17 protein-coding genes are annotated in these 19638 nt (G+C 64.4%); 7 read left to right on the top strand and 10 right to left on the bottom strand.

All coding sequences use genetic code 11. The features are described 5' to 3' along the window. Positions 1-11: 11 nt before the first annotated feature. The 3 genes from htpX to def all read right to left on the bottom strand — a co-directional run bounded on the left by htpX (position 12) and on the right by def (position 2412). On the bottom strand, positions 12-869 hold the full coding sequence (gene htpX, locus QUG01_RS12420; RefSeq protein WP_043624000.1) for a zinc metalloprotease HtpX: 858 nt from the start codon (positions 867-869) through the stop codon (positions 12-14). A gap of 48 nt (positions 870-917) precedes the next feature. Continuing rightward, positions 918-1841: a methionyl-tRNA formyltransferase gene (gene fmt, locus QUG01_RS12415; protein ID WP_500830422.1), complete on the bottom strand. Its 924-nt coding sequence runs from the start codon at positions 1839-1841 to the stop codon at positions 918-920. 67 nt (positions 1842-1908) lie between these two features. Then, positions 1909-2412, bottom strand: coding sequence for a peptide deformylase (gene def, locus QUG01_RS12410; RefSeq protein WP_500830421.1), 504 nt, complete (start codon positions 2410-2412; stop codon positions 1909-1911). A gap of 124 nt (positions 2413-2536) precedes the next feature. Between def and QUG01_RS12405 the strand changes: the two genes are divergently transcribed. From QUG01_RS12405 to QUG01_RS12385, 5 genes are all read left to right on the top strand, one after another. Next, positions 2537-3574: a LysM peptidoglycan-binding domain-containing protein gene (locus QUG01_RS12405; protein ID WP_500830420.1), complete on the top strand. Its 1038-nt coding sequence runs from the start codon at positions 2537-2539 to the stop codon at positions 3572-3574. Then, the gene (dprA, locus tag QUG01_RS12400; protein ID WP_500830419.1) at positions 3571-4647 is read left to right on the top strand and encodes a DNA-processing protein DprA; all 1077 of its coding nucleotides are present in this window, start codon (positions 3571-3573) and stop codon (positions 4645-4647) included. Before QUG01_RS12405 ends, dprA begins: the two co-directional genes overlap by 4 nt. A gap of 32 nt (positions 4648-4679) precedes the next feature. Further along, positions 4680-5138: a Smg family protein gene (locus QUG01_RS12395; RefSeq protein ID WP_500830418.1), complete on the top strand. Its 459-nt coding sequence runs from the start codon at positions 4680-4682 to the stop codon at positions 5136-5138. A gap of 153 nt (positions 5139-5291) precedes the next feature. Continuing rightward, positions 5292-7601, top strand: a complete 2310-nt coding sequence (gene topA, locus QUG01_RS12390; RefSeq protein WP_500830417.1) for a type I DNA topoisomerase — start codon at positions 5292-5294, stop codon at positions 7599-7601. A gap of 271 nt (positions 7602-7872) precedes the next feature. Further along, on the top strand, positions 7873-8250 hold the full coding sequence (locus QUG01_RS12385; RefSeq protein ID WP_500830416.1) for a hypothetical protein: 378 nt from the start codon (positions 7873-7875) through the stop codon (positions 8248-8250). A gap of 3 nt (positions 8251-8253) precedes the next feature. Here QUG01_RS12385 and QUG01_RS12380 read toward each other — a convergent pair whose 3' ends face one another. From QUG01_RS12380 to QUG01_RS12360, 5 genes are all read right to left on the bottom strand, one after another. Next, positions 8254-8619, bottom strand: a complete 366-nt coding sequence (locus QUG01_RS12380) for a DUF1622 domain-containing protein (RefSeq protein ID WP_500830415.1) — start codon at positions 8617-8619, stop codon at positions 8254-8256. Positions 8620-9125: 506 nt separating this feature from the next. Next, positions 9126-9506 (bottom strand): diacylglycerol kinase, encoded by a 381-nt coding sequence (locus tag QUG01_RS12375; RefSeq protein WP_500830414.1) that lies wholly within the window; start codon positions 9504-9506, stop codon positions 9126-9128. Positions 9507-9534: 28 nt separating this feature from the next. Continuing rightward, a complete protein-coding gene (gshB, locus tag QUG01_RS12370) occupies positions 9535-10479 on the bottom strand; it encodes a glutathione synthase (RefSeq protein WP_500830413.1) in 945 nt (314 codons plus the stop codon). Positions 10480-10498: 19 nt separating this feature from the next. Next, a complete protein-coding gene (gene gshA / locus QUG01_RS12365; protein WP_500830412.1) occupies positions 10499-11785 on the bottom strand; it encodes a glutamate--cysteine ligase in 1287 nt (428 codons plus the stop codon). A gap of 117 nt (positions 11786-11902) precedes the next feature. After that, positions 11903-12847 carry a carbohydrate kinase family protein gene (locus QUG01_RS12360; protein ID WP_500830411.1) on the bottom strand — a complete coding sequence of 315 codons (945 nt, stop codon included), beginning with the start codon at positions 12845-12847 and terminating at the stop codon, positions 11903-11905. A gap of 120 nt (positions 12848-12967) precedes the next feature. On the opposite strand from QUG01_RS12360, the gene QUG01_RS12355 reads away from it, so the two are divergent. Then, on the top strand, positions 12968-13447 hold the full coding sequence (locus QUG01_RS12355; protein ID WP_043623956.1) for a TlpA family protein disulfide reductase: 480 nt from the start codon (positions 12968-12970) through the stop codon (positions 13445-13447). Positions 13448-13507: 60 nt separating this feature from the next. Here the strand turns inward: QUG01_RS12355 and QUG01_RS12350 are convergent, their stop codons facing one another. Next, positions 13508-14038 (bottom strand): DUF2087 domain-containing protein, encoded by a 531-nt coding sequence (locus QUG01_RS12350; RefSeq protein ID WP_500830410.1) that lies wholly within the window; start codon positions 14036-14038, stop codon positions 13508-13510. Between the two features lie 307 nt (positions 14039-14345). After that, positions 14346-17057 (bottom strand): preprotein translocase subunit SecA, encoded by a 2712-nt coding sequence (secA, locus tag QUG01_RS12345; protein ID WP_500830409.1) that lies wholly within the window; start codon positions 17055-17057, stop codon positions 14346-14348. Positions 17058-17316: 259 nt separating this feature from the next. Here secA and QUG01_RS12340 point away from each other — a divergent pair, with 259 nt between their 5' ends. Next, positions 17317-19368, top strand: coding sequence for an alkaline phosphatase D family protein (locus QUG01_RS12340; protein ID WP_500830408.1), 2052 nt, complete (start codon positions 17317-17319; stop codon positions 19366-19368). The last annotated feature ends 270 nt before the right edge of the window (positions 19369-19638 follow it).

Raw genomic sequence — 19638 nt, 5'->3', positions numbered from 1 at the left:
AATATATGCGTTCAGTAGACGCCGCGCGCCATGTCGTTCAGCCGCGCGATGCGTTCTTCGGTATGCGGGTGGGTGCGGAACAGGTCGCCTACGCCGCCCCCGCCGGACAGCGGGTTGATGATCATCATCTGCGCGGTTTCCGGATGGGCTTCGGCTGTCGGCATGGCGATGCCGCGGGCGTAGTACTCGATCTTCTGCAAGGCCGAGGCCAAGGCCAGCGGGTCGCCGGAGATCTCGGCGCCGCCGCGGTCGGCTTCGAACTCGCGGGCGCGCGAGATCGCCATCTGGATCAGGCTGGCCGCCACCGGGGCCAGAAAGGCCACGGCCAGACGCGGCAGCAGGCCCACCGGCTGGCCGTTCTCGTCGCGGCCGCCGAAAAACATGGCGAAGTTGGCCAGCGCGGAAATCGCCCCGGCCATGGTGGCGGAAATGGTCGAGATCAGCGTGTCGCGATGTTTGACGTGCGCCAGCTCATGCGCCATCACGCCGCGCAGTTCGCGGTAATCCAGCATGCGCATGATGCCGGTGGTGGCGGCCACCGCGGCGTTTTCCGGATTGCGCCCGGTGGCGAAGGCGTTAGGCTGCTCCTCGTGGATCACGTAGACGCGCGGCATCGGCAGGCCGGCGCGCTGCGCCAGTTCCGCCACCATGGCATAGAATTCCGGCGCGCTGTTGGCGTCGACTTCCTGCGCGTTGTACATCGACAGCACCATGCGGTCGGAATTCCACCAGGCAAACACATTCATGGCACCGCCGAACAGCAAGGCCAGCATCATGCCGCCCTTGCCGCCTATCATGCCGCCGATCAGGGCGAACAGCGCCAGGATCGCCGCCATCAGCACCGTGGTCTTCAACCAGTTGTCGTTCATGCTCTCCCTCTCGAAACCCGCTTGACAATCAAACAGATGCTTGGAGTCTCATCCCCCCAGCCGGGTTCCCGCCAGGCTGGCGCGGCCGGCGACAAAGTCGCGCGCGGCCAGCCGCTTGCCGCCGGCCGCCTGCAGCACGCTGACGCGCACCAGGCCCTCGCCGGCGCCCACCAGCACGCCGTCGGCGTCGGCCGCCACCACCACGCCGGGTTCGGCCCGGCCGGCTTCGGCGCTGGCCATCCACAGCTTCAGCGGCTCGCCGTTCAGCGAGGTGAACGCGCCCGGCGCCGGGTTGTAGGCGCGAATGGCGCGGGCGACGTCCGCCGCCGGCAGCGTCCAGTCGATCTCGGCCTCGGCCTTGCTGAGCTTCTGCGCGTAAGTGACGCCGTCTTCCGGCTGCCGTTGCGGGACGACTTCATCCAGGCGGCCCAAGGTTTCGACGATGGCTTGCGCGCCGCAGGCGGCCAGCTTGTCGTGCAGCGTGGCGGCGGTTTCGTCGTCGGCGATGGCCACCGGGTGGATGCTCAGCATGTCGCCGGTATCCAGGCCCACGTCCATCTGCATGATGGTGATGCCGGTTTCATGGTCGCCCGCCAGGATGGCGCGCTGGATGGGCGCCGCGCCGCGCCAGCGCGGCAGCAAGGAGGCGTGGATGTTCAGACAGCCGCGCGCCGGGATGTCCAGCACGTCCTGCGGCAGGATCAGGCCATAGGCGGCCACCACCATCAGCTCGGCGCCGACGTCGCGCAGCATCTGCTGCGCCTCCAGATTGCCGCGCAGCTTTTCGGGCTGGGCTACGCGCAGGCCATGCGCCAGCGCCACTTCCTTGACCGGACTGGGCTTCAGTTTCATGCCGCGGCCGGCCGGGCGGTCCGGCTGGGTCAGCACCAGGGCAATCTCATGCCCAGCGGCGATCAGCGCGCGCAGCGCGGCGGCGGCGAATTCCGGCGTACCGGCAAAAATCAGTTTCATTATTCATCCCTGGCAACGACAACGGCGCCGTCCCGCAGCGCCGTTGGTCGCCGGCCTGCGGCCGGTCTTACATATTCTGCTTTTCGCGCTTCTTCAGCTTGCTCTTGATGCGGTTCTGCTTCAGCTGCGACAGCCGCTCCACAAACACCACGCCGTTCAGGTGGTCGATCTCATGTTGGATGCAGATCGCCAGCAGGCCATCGGCCTCCAGCTCGAACGGCTTGCCGTCGCGGTCCTGCGCCTTCACCTTGACATGCTCGGCGCGGGTCACCTTGTCGTAGATGCCGGGCACCGACAGGCAGCCCTCTTCGTAGACGGTCTCACCGTCCTTCTCCACGATTTCCGGGTTGATGAACACCCGGCGCTCATCGCGCTCTTCCGAGATGTCCATCACCACCAGCCGGTAGTGGTAGTCCACCTGGGTGGCGGCCAGGCCTATGCCCTTGGCCTCGTACATGGTCTCGAACATGTCGTCGATCTGCTGTTGCAGAGCGGCGTCAAAGACTTCCACCGGCTTGGCCACGGTGTGCAGCCTGTCGTCCGGGTAATGCAAAATGTTCAACAGCGCCATCGCTATCATTCACTCCAAGTTGTCGTATCGCCGCGCCCGCGTGGATAATAGAGCGGTTCGGCGCAGCTTCGTTCAGCCCCCGGCCGCGGCGTCTGTCGGCCGGCATCAAGAATTGGAACCATTCATGCTTAAGCGCATTATATCGCTTGCCCTGGCTCTGGCGTTGTCCGTTACGGCATTCGCCGACGAATTGGCGATCAAGCCGGACGCGCCATCGCGCTACACCGTGGCCAAAGGCGACACCTTGTGGGGCATCGCCGGCCGTTACCTGAGCAGCCCGTGGCAATGGCCGCGCCTGTGGCGGATGAACCGCGAGCAAGTGCGCAATCCGCACTGGATCTATCCGGGCGACGTGCTGGCGCTGGACTACGTCAATGGCCAGCCCAGGCTGTCGCTGGCATCGGACGCGCCGCGCGAGGTCAAGCTGTCGCCGCAGGCCCGCGTCGAGGAGATCGACCAGGCCATCGCCAGCATCCCGGCCGAAGCCATAGAACCATTCATGGCGCGCCCGCTGATCGTCAATCCCGAACAATTCGCCCTGGGCCCCAAACTGGTGGCCGGCCCGGACGAGCGCCTCAGCCTGAGCCCGGGCGACCGCGTTTACGCCAGCGGCGTCAACGAGACCGGCAGCTGGCAGGCCTATCGCCTGGGCAAGACGCTGGTGGATCCGGACAGCCAGCAAGCGCTGGGGGTTGAAGCGGTATATGGGGGCGATCTGGTGGTAGACAAGCTGCGCGCGGACATCCAGACCTTGCGCATCCGCAGCGTCGCCGGCGAAGTGCTGGTAGGCGACCGCCTGGTGCGCGCGCCCAAGGAGTCCTTCGTCAATTATGTGCCCCATCCTGCCGAGGACGGCATGCACGGCAAGATCATCTCCAGCTACCAGGGCGTGGACGGCGCCGCGCAGTATTCCACGGTAGCAGTGAACCTGGGCAGCGCAGCCGGCGTGGAGCCGGGCATGGTGTTCGGCATATTCAAGAAGGGCGGCGCGATCGAAATCGCAGACGCCGCCGGCAAAAAGCGCCAGGCGCAGCTGCCGACCGAGCAGGCCGGCAAGCTGTTCATCTATCGCGTCTTCGACAAGGTGTCCTACGGCCTGGTGCTGGACAGCGCGGGCGCCATCTATGTCGGCGACGGCATCGCCCCGCCGGACGCCGAATGAGCCCGACGCCGCGCGCCTGGCTGCGGCTGGCGCTGACGCCCGGCATCGGCCCGGTTGGCTTCCTCAAGCTGATCGAGGCTTTCGGCTCGGCTGACGCGGCCGTGTCGGCCCGGCCGGCGCAAACCGAAAAGCTGATCGGCCGCGAAGCCGCCGAGGCGCTGCATGCCGATGCCGCGGCCGAGTCCGTGGATGCCGCGCTGGCCTGGTCCATGGGCGAGGGCTGCCACCTGATCACGCTGCTGGACGAGGACTACCCGCCGCAACTGGCCGAGGCCGCCTCGCCGCCGCCGCTGCTGTTCGCGCGCGGCCGGCGCGAACTGCTGGCGCGGCCGATGCTGGCCATGGTCGGCAGCCGCGCCGCCACGGCGCAGGGCAAGCGCAACGCCGAGGACTTCGCCGCCGCGCTGGCCGCGCACGGCTACACCATCGTCAGCGGCCTGGCCAGCGGCATCGACGCCGCCGCCCACCAGGGCGCGCTGGCGCATCCGGCCTCCACCATCGCCGTCATCGGCACCGGCATCGACCGCGTCTACCCGGCGTCCAACCGCCAACTGGCGCACCAGATCGCCGAGCGCGGCCTGATCCTGTCGGAGTTCGCGCTCGGCATCGGCCCGCTGGCGGGCAACTTCCCGCGGCGCAACCGCATCATCGCCGGCCTGGCCCGCGGCTGCCTGGTGGTGGAAGCCGGCACCGCCTCCGGCTCGCTGATCAGCGCCCGGTTGGCGATGGAAAACAACCGCGAGGTCATGGCGATACCCGGCAGCATCCACAACCCGCAGGCGCGCGGCTGCCACCGCTTGATCAAGGACGGCGCGCGGCTGGTGGAGAGCGTGGACGAGGTGCTGGACGAAGTGGGCCGGCTGTCCGCCGCGCCATCGACGCCGGCCGCGGCGTCGCCGCCAGCCTCGCCCTTATTGGACGCGATGGGCTGGGAACCGGTGCTGGCGGACGCGCTGGCCGACGCCGTCGGGTTGACGTCGGGGGAGGTTTACGCGATGCTGCTCGAACTGGAGCTGGATGGCCGGGTGGCCAGCGTGGCTGGCGGCCGCTTCCAGCGTCTGGCGCAAAACTGAACGCGCCGCGTTCAATCTCAGAAAACTAAGCCATGTTTGACGTACTCACCTATTTATTCGAGCAATACAGCGATCCGGCCGCCTTCGGCGACCGCAGCTCGCTGACCCGCCAGCTGAACGCCATCGGCTTCGAGGAGGACGAGATCGGCGAAGCCTTGGACTGGCTGGACAGCGTCAGCGAGGCCAGCGTCGAACCGTATCTGGGCGCCGACGACGGCAGCGGCATGCGCATCTACGCCGACAGCGAACTCGAGCATCTGCCGGCCGACGTGCGTGGCCTGCTGCAGTTCCTGGAGGACAACGGCGCCCTGACGCCTGCTCAACGCGAAATGGTGATAGATCGCTTGCTGGAACTGGACCACGAGGACCTGGACGTCAGCAACGCCAAACTGCTGGTGCTGATGGTGCTGTGGGCGCAACAGGCCGAATTGCCGATTCTGCTGGGCGAGGCGCTGCTGGAAGCGGTGCATGGCGAGCCAACCATGCAATAACTTGTCAGGCCCGGCCCGGCGGCTTAACATGCCGCCGATTGGTGAACCCCTTATTGTGTTCAAGAGCGCCCTTGCGCTCTTGTTTCGTTTGACGGATATAACAAGAAGTGTCGGCCGGGCGCGTCCGGCCTTGAATATTGCTGAAAAGATAATATGCCCACCAGCCTCCTGATCGTCGAATCGCCGTCCAAGGCGAAGACGCTGAAAAAATACCTTGGCCCGGACTTCGAGGTCCTGGCCTCCTACGGCCACGTGCGCGATCTGGTGCCGAAAAACGGCGCCGTCGATCCGGAAAAAGACTTCGCGATGAAGTACCAGCTGATCGCGCGCAACACCAAGCACGTGGACGCCATCGTCAGCGCCGTGCGCGAGGCTGATCACGTCTACCTCGCGACTGACCCGGACCGCGAAGGCGAGGCCATTTCCTGGCACCTGGTGCAGATCCTCAACAGCAAGAAACTGCTGAAGGACAAGACCGCCCAGCGCGTGGTGTTCCATGAGATCACCAAGAACGCGGTGCTGGATGCGATCCAGAACCCGCGCGCCATCGCCCAGGATCTGGTGGACGCGCAGCAGGCGCGCCGCGCGCTGGACTACCTGGTGGGCTTCAATCTGTCGCCGCTGCTGTGGAAGAAAATCCGCCGCGGCCTGTCCGCCGGCCGCGTGCAGAGTCCGGCGCTGCGCCTGATCTGCGAGCGCGAGAACGAGATCAAGGCCTTTGTGCAGCAGGAATACTGGTCGGTCCATCTGGACAGCCACAAGAGCCGCACCAAGTTCTCCGCCAAGCTGACCACGCTGGCCGGCGTCAAGCTCGACCAGTTCGCCCTCCCCAACGAAGCGGAGCAGGCTGCCGTGCTGTCCCGCCTCGAAGGCAAGCCGGCCCAGGTCGGCACCATCGAGAAGAAAAAGAAATCGCGCAGCCCGGCCGCGCCGTTCACGACCTCCACGCTGCAACAGGAGGCTGTGCGCAAGCTGGGCATGACCACCGACCGCACCATGCGCACCGCGCAGCAGCTGTACGAAGGCATGGACATCGGTCATGGCACCGTCGGCCTGATCACCTATATGCGTACCGACTCGGTGGTGCTGGCCAATGAGGCGGTGGAAGAAATCCGCGGCTACATCGGCCTGAAATGGGATGCCGACTTCCTGCCCAAGAACCCGGTGACCTACAAGAGCAAGGCCAAGAACGCCCAGGAAGCGCACGAGGCGATCCGCCCCACCTCCATCCTGCGCACGCCGGAAATGGTCAAGCCTTTCCTGACCACCGATCAGTTCAAGCTGTATGACATGATCTGGAAGCGCACCCTGGCCTGCCAGATGGCGCCAGCCAGATTCGACACCACCAGCGTGGACATCCTGGTGGGCGAAGGCGTGTTCCGCGCCAGCGGCCAGGTGCAAACCTTCGCCGGCTTCCTCGCCGTGTACGAGGAGGACGTGGACGACGCCGAGGACGAAGACAACGCCAAGCTGCCGCTGTTGACCGAGGGCGAAGACCTGCCGGTGGACAAGCTGTACGGCGAGCAGCACTTCACCCAGCCGCCGCCGCGCTATTCGGAAGCGTCCTTGGTGAAGGCGCTGGAAGAGTTCGGCATCGGCCGGCCGTCAACCTACGCCAGCATCATCTCGACGCTGAAGGACCGCGAATACGTGATCCTGGACAAGAAGCGCTTCCTGCCGACCGACACCGGCGACATCGTCAACAAATTCCTGACCGAGCACTTCTCGCAATACGTCGACTACAACTTCACCGCCAAGCTGGAAAACCAGCTGGATGAGATCGCCAGCGGCACGCGCCAGTGGGTGCCGGTGATGGACAGCTTCTGGAAGGGCTTCAAGAAGCAGATCGACGAAAAAGAGAGCATTTCCCGCGCCGAAGTCACCACGGAAAGCCTGGACGAAGCCTGCCCGAAATGCAGCAAGCCGCTGTCGATCAAGTTCGGCAAGCGCGGCCGCTTCATCGCCTGCACCGGCTACCCGGAGTGCGATTACACGAGAAACCTCGGCGAAACCGCAGAGCAGGCGGCGGAAGAGGCGGAAGCGCCGACCGTGATCGAAGGCCGCGTCTGCCTGGATTGCGGCGGCGAGCTGCACATCAAGAAGGGCCGCTACGGCAAGTTCATCGGCTGCGCCAACTACCCCAAGTGCAAGCATATCGAGCCCTTGGAGAAGCCGCGCGAAACCGGCGTCACCTGCCCGGAATGCAAGACCGGCCAGCTGATCGAACGCAAGAGCCGCTACGGCAAGCTGTTCTACAGCTGCAACACCTATCCCAAGTGCAAGTACGCCACGTGGAACCCGCCGATCGCCGAACCGTGCCCCAAGTGCAACTGGCCGATCCTGACGATCAAGACCACCAAGCGCCGCGGCACCGAGAAGGTATGCCCGCAGAAGGAATGCGGCTACGCCGAACAGATCGCGCCGCCGGAAGGCAAGGAATCCCCCGCTGCCGAAGAAGCGTAAACCCGCTCGCGCCATCGAGGCCGCTCTTGCCGGAGCGGCCTTTTTTGCGCCCGCCGTTGCGTTTTTGGCCTGCTCAAGCGCGCCTCGCCGGCATTGGCCTCAAGCCATCAGCATCGACAAGCTGTTGATTTTATTGCGATCCCTATCGCGCAGTGCGCTATGATCACGGAGAACTTGCCGCCGGACTTCCGGCGGCCCGCGCCGCCCAGGCATGCCGGACGCAACAGCCCTGCGCCGGCCGGCGGCGTTTTATTTTTGAGATCGCCGCATCATGAAATTCAGCAGCCACTTCCTGTTCACCGGCGCCGCCATCCTCACCCTGCTCGGCCTGGCCGGACACGAATACCTGATCCTGCCCGTCGCCTTCCTGCTCGCCTTCATCGGCCTGTCCGCCGCCGACCGCGAGCAGAACGCCGACATGGCCTCGCACGCCACCGCCATGCTGGTGCCCGCCTCGCAGCGTCCGCTGCTGCCGCTGGACGCCTTCCGCGGCCAGGACCTGATGTTCTACCGCGCCGGCAGCCCGGTATACCGCACGCTGATCGCGCGCGACTCGCGCTGGCAGCTCTTGGGCGAACAGGGCGAAGTCGCGGAGGAGCCCGGCTGCATCCGCGTCTATCCGGGCTATTTGTATCGCCGGCAGCGCTGATATTCAGGCGGCGTGGGCCGATTCGGTCTCGCGCATCTCGCGCGCCAGGAAGTAGTTCAAGGCCGTGCGCAGCACCGCGATGGCCCCGAGCTTGCCGATCTGGTCCCAGCTCGGCGCCACCGCGGTGGACAGGATGTCGGCCGCCAGCTGCAACTCCAGCGCCAGCGCCAAAAAGCGGGCGAAAGTCAGCCGCAGCTGGTTGTAATCGGGCCGCTGGCCGGACAGGGCCTGCCGCAGATAGCGGCCGGCCAACAGCAACACCCCGGCGGCGATCACCAAGGCGCCGCAGGCCTCCACGCCGAGTTTCAGCCATAGCACCAGGCTTTGCACCCACTCCTCCACACCGGCCTGCTGCGGGGATATCAGCATATCGCTCTCCTGTTCCAGACAAGACAAAGGCCCCGCCAGCGGCGGAGCCTTCTTGTCAGAACCGGATCTGCCAGATCGGTTCCCTTGGAGCCTGTTCACGACCTTTTAGGCTTTGCATCCGCTTCGCGGATAACCTTCTTCATAGCCGGGGCTGCCCGGCGAGCAGGGAGGGGATATTTGCTTGGCCAAATATCCCCTCCACCCCTAAAAGCCACCCTGCAAGCCTGGCCTTCGGCTTCCCGCCGGTTCCCGTCAGGCCCGAGGCGCGGCTGAACTCTCTGCGTGCGAATCGCTCGCAGGGCGAGGCGAAGCCTCGCACGTAGAGATTCGCTCAGCGATGCGCGCTAACGTCGCGGGACTCAAACATGCAGCCGCTTAAAACCTCGGGCCTGCCACCCGACGGCAGGCTTGAAGGGATGTGGGTGCATCGAAAACGTGTTTGTTCTTCACAAGCCAAGTCTAAAAGCCAAAGATCGTGAACACGTTCTTATGGCCTGTTCCAGATCTTAGCCAAACAACACGATGCCCCATACCAACGCCAGATTGATCAAGCCCAACAGCTGCGCCGCGCTGCCCATGTCCTTGGCGCGCTTGGCCAAGGGGTGGCGCTCCAGCGAGGTATGATCCACCGCCGCCTCGATGGCGGAATTCAGCAGCTCGATGATCAGCGTGGCCAGGCTGCTGGCCACCAGCAGCACGCGCGCCAGCGGCGTGGTGTGGACGATGAAGGCCAGCGGAATCAGCACCGCCGCCAGCAGCACCAGCTGGCGGAAGGCGTCCTCATGGCGGTAGGCGGCCCGCATGCCGTCCAGTGAATAACCCAAGGCATTGATCAGCCGGCGGATGCCGGTCTTGCCCTTGAACGGGCTCTCTTCCATTTTTCCCATTGCCACTCCCTGGCGGTGCCAGCCAGCCTCAGTGCTGGCAGCGGCGCTCCAGCGCGTCGAGGTACAGGCCGGCCACGTTGATGTCGGTCTGGTCCATGATCTCGCGGAAGCATGTCGGGCTGGTGACATTGACCTCGGTCAGATAATTGCCGATGACGTCCAGGCCGGCCAGCAGGATGCCGCGCTTCTTCAGCTCCGGCCCCACCGCCGCGGCGATCTCGCGGTCGCGCGCCGTCAGCGGGCGCGCCTCGCCGCGGCCGCCGGCCGCCAGGTTGCCGCGCGTCTCGCCGGCGGCGGGAATGCGCGCCAGGCAATAATCGACCGGCACGCCGTCTATCACCAGAATGCGCTTGTCGCCGTCGCGGATTTCCGGGATGTAGCGCTGCGCCATCACGGTGCGGCGGCCGCGCTCGGTGATGGTTTCAATGATCACGCTGAGGTTGGGGTCATTCGGCTTGACGCGGAAGATGCTGTCGCCGCCCATGCTGTCCAGCGGCTTGAAGATCGCGTCCTGGTGCTGGTTGACGAAGGCGCGCAGCCGATGCGACTCGGCGGTGATCATGGTCGGCGCGATGACCTCCGGGAAACGCAGGATGGCCAGCTTCTCGTTGAAGTCGCGCAAGGCCTGGCCGCTGGTGAACACCTTGACGCCCTGCTCTTCCGCCAGCGAGAACAGCTGCGACGCGTACAGGTATTCCATGTCGAACGGCGGGTCCTTGCGCATGACCACCGCGCTGAAGGCGCTCAGCGGCTGGCGCAGCTTCTGCCCCAACTTGTACCAGTGCGGACGCTCGTCGGTGACGGTCAGGTCCACCGCGTCCACCAGGATGCGGCCACCCTCCACCGACAGCTGGTGAGCCTCGGCGAAGCTGACGGCGTGGCCGCGGCGGTGCGCCTCCTCCATCATGGCGAAGGTGGTGTCCTTGTAGATCTTGAAATGTTCCAGCGGGTCGGCAATGAACAGGATGCGCATGGCGTTTCTCCTGCGAGGGTTATTCGGCGTCCGGATCGGTGGCTTCCAGCTCCAGCGCGGCGGCCAGCAGCGCCAACCGCGAAATCACGCCGTAGGCGTAGAAGCGGTTCGGGGCGCAGTCCGGCAGGCCCTTGCGGTCCGGCAGACACGGGGTTTCAAACGACAGCGGCACAAAGTGCATGCCCGGCGCGTTCAGGTTTTCGTCTATGCCGCGGCCGGTATGCACGCGGTAGAAACCGCCGACGACGAAGCGGTCCATCATGTAGACCACCGGCTCCGCCACCGCCTCGTTGACCGTCTCGAAAGTGTACACGCCTTCCTGCACGATCACCTCGGAGACCTCCAGGCCTTCCTTCACCACCGACATCTTGTTGCGCGCCTTGCGGTTGAGGCCGATCACCTCGTCCGGACTCTTCACGCTCATCACGCCCATGCCGTAGGTGCCGGCATCGGCCTTGACGATGACGAAGGGGTCGTTGTCGATGCCGTATTCGCGGTATTTGACGCGAATCTTGTCCAGCATCTGCGACACCGTCTCGGCCAGTTGCTCCTCGCCGGTGCGCGCGTGGAAATCCAGGCCGCCGCAGCTGGCGAAGTAGGGATTGATGGTCCACGGGTCGATCGAGATCAGCTTGGCGAACTCATTGCAGACCTTGTCGTAGGCTTCGAAATGATGCGTCTTGCGGCGTACCGCCCAGCCGGCATGCAAGGGCGGCAGCAGCGTTTGTTCCAGATTCTTCAGGATGTCGGGAATGCCGCCGGACAGGTCGTTGTTCAGCAGCACCACGCAGGGATTGAAGCCATCGGCCAGCACCAACCGGTTGCCGCGACGCTCCAGCGGCTCCAGCGTCAGCTTGTCGCCATTGGCCGTGGCCAGTTCGGTCGGCTCGGTGATTTCCGGATTCAGCGAACCCAGGCGGACCTTGAGGCCGGCCTGCTCGAAGATGTGCACCAGGGTGGCGACATTCTGCAGGTAGAAAGTGTTGCGGGTGTGGTTTTCCGGAATCAGCAGGATGCTGCGCGCTTCCGGACACACTTTGTCCACCGCGCTCTGCGCCGCCTGTACCGCCAGCGGCAGGAATTCCGGATTCAGATTGTTGTGGCCGCCCGGGAACAGGTTCATGTCCACCGGCGCCAGCTTGAAGCCGCTGTTGCGCAGGTCCACCGAACCGTAGAACGGCGTGGCGTGGGCATGCCATTGGCTGCGGAACCAGTGCTCGATCTGCGGCTGGGCGGCCAGGATGCGGCTTTCCAGCTCGTACAACGGAGCGGTGAGGGCGGTGGCCAGGTGCGGAACGGGTGGCATGATCTTCCCTTGGGCGTGTTTTAATCCACCTATGGTGGGGGTGGCGGCGCGCTTATTCAAGTGCGGCAAAACAAAAGGCACCGCGCGAGCGGTGCCTTGCAGATGAAGCGGCGGCGCTTACAGCGGCCATTCCTCGCCGTAAGCCTGCAGGTAGATATCCTTCAGCGAGTCCCAGTCGAAATAGTGGTTCTGGCAGCCATGCGTGGTGACCTTGATCGCGCCGATCACATTGGCCAGGCGGCCGGTGACCTTCCAGTCGATACCGCGGCTGATGCCCCACAGCAAGCCGGCGCGGAAAGCGTCGCCGCACCCCATCGGATCGACCGGCTTGATCGGCATCTGCACGCGCGGAATCAAGTGCACGGTGTCGTCGACATAGATTTCCGCGCCCTTGGAGCCGCGGGTGACGATCAGCGCCTTCACCTTCTTGCGCAGGTCGTCCACCGTCAGGCCGGCGCGTTCGCGCATCAGCTCGCTCTCGTAGTCGTTGATCGCCACATAGCTGGCCAGCTCGACGATCTCGCGGATCTCGTCGCTGGACAGCAGCGGCAGCTCCTGGCCCGGATCGAAAATGAACGGGATGCCCGCCGCCGCCAGCTCGCGCGAGTGCTGGATGAAGGCGGTGTAGCCGCCCGGCGACAGAATAGCCAGCTCGATCGGGTCCGCGATATCCGACACGTGGTTCTCGGTGGCGAAATCCATCGCGCCCGGATGGAAGGCCATCAGCTGGTTGCCGTCCTTGTCGGCAATGCCGAAGCATTGCGGGGTATACTGCTTGCGGATCAGGCGGATGAAGCGATCGTCCACGCCCACGCGTTTCAGGTGCTGACGGTACGGCTCGAAGTCCTCGCCGACCACGCCCATCACGATGGGCTTCTCGCCCAGCAAGCACAAGCTGTAGGCGATATTGCCGGCCATGCCGCCGAATTCGCGGCGCATCGTCGGAGCGAGGAAGGTGGTCGAGATCTTGTGCAGCTGATCCGGCAGGATCTGGCTGTCGAATCGGCCATGGAACGAGAACAGGGTATCGTATGCGAGCGCCCCGCAGACGAGGATAGACATGCCCACTCCGCAAAGTAATCAATCGAACATTTTAACATAAAGTTTATTTTTCGATCATCCCCGGATGCACGCAAGTTGCGGAAATCCAAGACAATTCCAATGACATCACAGGAAAAGCCGATGAACTCCAAACGCCTGTTCGCCTCCCTGCTCCTAGCCGCGCTGCCGCTGGCCGCCCAAGCCGCCCCCACGCTGGAGCAAAGCCGCTTCGCCGACCTCGACGCCAAGCCGGTGGCCATGTCCGCCTACAAGGGCAAGGTGACGGTGCTGAATTTCTGGGCCACCTGGTGCGGCCCGTGCCGCGAGGAAATGCCGATGTTGAACGGCTTGCGCAAGAAGCTCGCGCCCAAGGGCGTGGAAGTGGTGGGCGTGGCGCTGGACAACAAGGAGCAAGTGGCGCCCTTCGTCAAACAGCTGAAGATCGGCTACCCCATCCTGCTGGGCAACGACGACACCTTGGACCTGATGCGCAGCCTGGGCAACAAGACCGGCGGCCTGCCTTACACGCTGGTGCTGGACCGCAGCGGCAAGGTGGCCGCCACGCTGACCGGCAAGCTGGACGAGAAGAAGCTGGAAGCGGCGGTCAAACCGTATCTGTAAGCCGGCGTTCCGCCGCATCGGCCATGATGGCGGAACGCCCGGCCGTGCCGGGCTTCCGCCCTACTTGGCCACTCTTTTCAGCGCGATTTGCGCCAGCACCTCAGCCATCTCCGCCGGCGCCTCAGGCTCCAGCAGCCAATAGCGCCGGCAATCGTCGGTGCGGCCCATCCAGCCGCCCTCGACGAGCTCGCGGCGGATCAAGACATGGTCGCCGAAGGCTTCCAATGCACGGATGGCCAGGTTGACCGCCGGCTCATCCCATTCCTCGCCGCGCGGCAAACCGAACCATAAGGCCCATAGGCAGGCGCGCTGCTCGCTGAATTTCTTCGGCCAACGGATCAAGCGGCCCTGTTCGTCGAAATGGCGCAGCAATCGCTGTGTCGGCACGGACACGACGACCGGTCCCGCGGCTGGCGGGCGATCATGCTCGGCGCGCAAATGCTGGAAATTCTGGAAGCCGGCGGCGCGCGCCAGCATATTGAGGATTTGCAGATGGCCGGGCGGCTGGGCCTGATCGGCCCATTGCTGTTTCAGGGAGCGGGCCAGCGACGAGATGTCGCTGCTGTAAAACGGATAGTGCGGGCGAGACATGGTTCGAATCCTGTCTGCGTGCCAAAGTCGGGAAAGACTGCCGCGGTCGCCGTTGCGGCCTGGCACGAGGTTCGAGCCAAGCGTGGAAAGTATCCTGCTGCCAAGACAGGTTTAGCGTGGCGAAATCGCCGGCGACGCCTGGGTGAACTGTTGACCCGCCGCCATGCTATCACCGCGTCATGGCTTTGCAAAGCCTGTAGCGCGGGCTGGCGCCACGCGCCCTGCCCACCCTTCACTCCTCACGTCCACGCAGCGACAAAAGAAAAGCCGACGCGAGCGTCGGCTTTTCATGGCGGCGATCAGGCGATCAGGCCAGCTTGCCGTGGCACTGTTTGTACTTCATGCCGCTGCCGCAGGGGCAGGGATCGTTGCGGTTGATGCGCAGGCCTTGAGCGGCCAGCGCGTCCGGCGACAGCGGATTATCCTCGTCGTCGCCCAGCGCGGAACCCGGATCGGCATGCTGCATTTCGAACTCAGGCAGCTCGTGCGGCTCCACCGCGTCCACGTCGTCCTGGCCGCGGATCTGCACCGTCATCAGCACCTGCACCACGCTGCGCTTGATGCGCTCCAGCATGTCGGCGAACAGCTCGAAGGCCTCGCGCTTGTACTCCTGCTTCGGGTTCTTCTGGGCGTAGCCGCGCAGGTGGATGCCCTGGCGCAGGTGGTCCATGGCGGCGAGGTGTTCGCGCCAGTGGTTGTCCAGCATCTGCAGCACCAGGCTGCGCTCGAACTGGCGCATCACGCCCTCGCCGGCCAGCTCCACCTTGGCCTGGTAGGCGGCGGCGGCCAGCTCGATGATGCGCTCGCGGATCTGCTCGATGTCGAGATTCGGTTCGGCCTTCAGCCATTCCGCCACCGGCGCGTGCAGCAGGAAGTCCGAGGCCAGGGTCTTCTCCAGGCCGGCCAGGTCCCACTGTTCCTCCATGGTTTCCGGCGGCATGTGCAGGTCGACCAGGTCGGAGATCACGCCTTCGCGCATGTTCACCACCACGTCCGACACATCGTCCTCCACCAGGATTTCGCTGCGCTGCTGGTAGATCACCTTGCGCTGGTCGTTGGCGACGTCGTCGTATTCCAGCAATTGCTTGCGGATGTCGAAGTTGCGGCCTTCCACCTTGCGCTGGGCGTTCTCGATGGAGCGGGTCACCCATGGATGCTCGATGGCCTCGCCTTCCGGCATCTTCAGGCGGTCCATGATGGCGGCCACGCGCTCGGAAGCGAAGATGCGCAGCAGCGGGTCTTCCAGGCACAGGTAGAAACGGGAAGAACCCGGGTCGCCCTGGCGGCCGGAACGGCCGCGCAGCTGGTTGTCGATGCGGCGGGATTCGTGGCGCTCGGTGCCGACGATATGCAGGCCGCCGGCTTCCAGCACCGCGGCGTGGCGTTGTTTCCACTCGGCGCGGATCGCTTCCACCTTGGCGTTCTTCTCGTCGTCGGACAGGCTGTCGTCGGCGCGCACGGCCTTGATTTCCGGCTCGGGGTTGCCGCCCAGCACGATGTCGGTGCCGCGGCCGGCCATATTGGTGGCCACCGTGATCATGCCGGGACGGCCGGCCTGCACCACGATGTCGGCCTCGCGGGCGTGCTCCTTGGCGTTCAGCACATTGTGCGGCAGTTTGGCTTCGGTCAACAGATGGGACACCAGCTCGGAGTTTTCGATGCTGGTGGTGCCCACCAGCACCGGCTGGCCGCGCTCGTGGCAATCCTTGATGTCGGCCAGGATGGCGTCGTACTTCTCCTTGGCGGAGCGGTAAACCTTGTCCTGGGCGTCCTTGCGGATCATCGGCTTGTTGGTCGGAATCACCACGGTTTCCAGGCCGTAGATGCTCTGGAATTCATACGCTTCGGTGTCGGCGGTGCCGGTCATGCCGGACAGCTTGCCGTACAGGCGGAAGTAGTTCTGGAAGGTGATCGACGCCAGCGTCTGGTTTTCGCGGTTGATCTCCACGCCTTCCTTGGCTTCCACGGCCTGGTGCAGGCCGTCGGACCAGCGGCGGCCGGCCATCAGGCGGCCGGTGAATTCGTCGACGATCACCACTTCGCCGTCCTGCACCACGTAGTGCTGGTCCTTGTGGAACAGCGCGTGGGCGCGCAAGGCGGCCATCAGATGGTGCATCAGCGTGATGTTGGTGGCCGAGTACAGACTGTCGCCTTCCTTCAGCATGCCCAGCTGGGTGAGGATTTCCTCGCTGCGCTCATGGCCGGTCTCGGACAACAGCAGGCTGTTGGCCTTCTCGTCCACCCAGTAATCGCCTTCGCCCTCTTCGGTTTCCTGGCGCTTCAACATCGGCGGCACCGCGTTCATGCGCTGGTACATGTCGATATTGTCTTCGGCCGGGCCGGAGATGATCAGCGGCGTGCGCGCTTCGTCGATCAGGATGGAGTCCACCTCGTCCACCACGGCGTAGGCCAGCTTGCGCTGCACCTTCTCGCCGACGCTGAACACCATATTGTCGCGCAGGTAGTCGAAGCCGAATTCGTTATTGGTGCCGTAGGTGATGTCGCAGCCGTAGGCGGCCTGCTTGTCGTCATGGGCCATCTGCGACAGGTTCACGCCCACGGACAGGCCCAGGAAATTGTACAGCGGCGCCATGATGCCGGCGTCGCGGCTGGCCAGGTAGTCGTTGACGGTCACCACATGCACGCCGTCGCCGGTCAAGGCATTCAGGTAAACCGGCAGCGTGCCCACCAGGGTCTTGCCTTCGCCGGTGCGCATTTCCGCGATCTTGCCATGATGCAGCGTCATGCCGCCGATCAGCTGCACGTCGAAATGGCGCATGCCCAGCACGCGGCGCGAGGCCTCGCGGCAAACGGCGAACGCTTCGGGCAACAGGTCGTCCAGCGTTTCGCCCTTGCTCAGGCGATCGCGGAATTCTTGGGTTTTGGCGGCCAGGGCCTCGTCGGACAGCGCCTGCATCGCCGGCTCCATCGCGTTGATGCGGGCCGCGGTTTGGCGGTATTGCTTCAGCAGACGATCGTTGCGGCTGCCGAACACCTTCTTGAGTAGCGAAGAAATCATGTAGTCGAATCCAGAAACCAGCGGGCCGGAAAACGTGTCCGCAAAAAATGCTGAAAAGTGTAGCACATTCCCAGCCAAGGTTATGGGGGCATCCATGCGCCACATCAAGAGCAGGGTAACAGACAACTGTTGGATTTCGACTACGCCCAGATAGAGCAAACGCTCGATTCAATTGACCGAACCATTCATACGATTTACATATTCCTTGGCGATAATCCGCGATTTTCATAGCGACAGCATAATTCACCCAGGAGCAGCGATGGATAGGCGGCAATTCCTCAAGTGGGGCAGTTTTCTGACGGTATCGGCAGCCAGCGCCGGGCTGAGCGCCTGCGGCGGCGGGGGCGATGGCAGCGCAAGCGCTGCGGCGGGGCAGAGCCAACTGGCCGCCGGCAAAGCCTTTGGCCTGGGCGTAGCCTCCGGCGATCCGCGGCCGGACAGCATCATTCTGTGGACCCGCGTAGACGGCGGAGACGGCGCCAACTCGCTGTCCGTCACCGTTCAGCTTTCCGACAAGCGGGACTTTTCAAATCTGCTGGTCAACCAGGCGCTCAGCGCCGACCCGGCCTGGGACTATACCGTCCGCCACAAGGTCACCGGGCTGTCCAGCGCCACCACCTATTACTATCGCTTCCTCACCGGCGGCACCAGCAGCGCCATTGGCCGCACCAAGACCGCGCCCGCCCCCGGCACCGCCGTTTCGCAGCTGAAATTCGCCTATATCACCTGTCAGGACTGGAGCGTCAACCACTGGGGGGCCTTCGACGAAATCGCCCAGCTGGATCTGGATTTCGTGATGCACGTCGGCGATTACATTTATGAAACCGTCGGCGCGGGCTTCCAGAACGGCAACAACGAGACCCGGCACGCTGCGCTGACGCTGCCCAACGGCACCAAACGCGCCGATGGCGCCATCTACGCCACCACGCTGGCCGATTACCGCTATCTGTACAAAAGCTACCGCTCCGATCCGCGCATCCAGGCGGTGCATGCCAATTTCCCGGTGATCTCGATCTGGGACGATCACGAGTTTTCCGACGACTGCTGGCAAGACCGCCAGGTCTACTATCCCGGCGACGACAGCGTGCCCAACACTCCGCGCCGCCGCAGCGCCAGCCAGGCCTGGTTTGAATACACGCCGGCCGATGTCAGCATCGACTTGTCCAATCCCTCGTTCCAGAACATCCAGATCTACCGCAGCTTCAGCTTCGGCAATCTGGCCACTCTGGTGATGACCGACCAGCGCCTGTACCGCTCCGACCACATCATTCCGGAAACCGCGGTGCCGAATACCGGCCTGGCTAATCTGGGCAGCCGCTACTTTGTGCCGAAATCCGCGCTGGCGCAGGCCGAGGCGGCCAAGATGGCCTCGACCGGCGGCAATCTGCTGAATGTCTCCATTCTGGGCGAAACGCAACGCAACTGGTGGCAACAACAGATGCAGGGCGCGTCCACTACCTGGAAACTGTGGGGCAATGAGGTGTCGCTGCTGCGCATGGGCGTGGACGGCACCATGGCGGTGGCCGGCCTGCTGGCGCAAGGACTGATCGCCGCCCTGGCCAAGCAGGGCATGGACTTCAGCGCGGCGCAACAGCAACTGGCCGGCGCGTTGTATCAAGACCTGCTGGCGGCCGACAAGAGCGGCGCCACGCCGGTGCTGAGCTACACCCACACCCAAGCGCTGCTGGCCACGCTCAGCAGCGGCGCCATCAGCGCAGGCATGTTCGCCGCAGCGGTGAAGCCGGTGCTGGACAGCAATTTGCCGCCATCCATGCTGCTGGACCAGTACATCCTCAATGCCGACCAATGGGATGGCTACAATGCCGAGCGCAAGGCCTTGATGGGCTTCCTGAAGAGCAATGGCATAGCCAACGTGGTGGGCATCACCGGCGACATCCACGCCTTCTTCGCCGGCCCGGTGATGGACGATTACGATGCGGCCAGCCCCACCCCCGTGATGGTGGACCTGGTCACCGCCGGCATCTCCAGCAACTCCTTCTTCAGCTACTTCAAGAACGTGGTGGACACCGTGCCGGCTTTCGCCAAGGCCGCGCCGCTGATCTATCAAACGGTCAATGGGCAGACCGTCAACACCTTCAACAACACGCTGAAGCAATTCAACGGCAACTGGCTCAAATACGTCGATACCGACGCACAGGGCTACGCCGTGGTCACGCTGACGCCAGCCAAGCTCAGCTGCACCTTCCACAAGATGGCCAAGCTAGTGAACGGGGTGGCGCCGTCGCCGGCCACCGCCAGCACGCAAACGCTGGAAGTCGCGTCCGGCACCCCGGCCGTCAACGTGCTGTAAGCCGCCGCCGCGCCGCGTCGCAGCGCCTTGTCGGCGTTGCGGCGCGGCCGCTTCCGGCTTCAATTCCAGCTAGTACATTTCGTCACAAAATACCGCCTATCCAACCGCGTTTTTAACAATGGTTTTATGGCTTCTCTGGTAGCATTCATGCCCTGACCGGAACCTTCTCGGCAATCATCTGGCGCGTTTTCCCGCGATGCCCGCCGCGGCATGGCAGCCGGCCCGCAGCATTCCAACCGGCATCGGCAGTGCTACGGTAAAGTGACGCGT

Source organism: Chromobacterium sp. CCUG 76385 (assembly GCF_059916625.1).
This window is presented reverse-complemented; position numbering and strand designations above follow the sequence as displayed.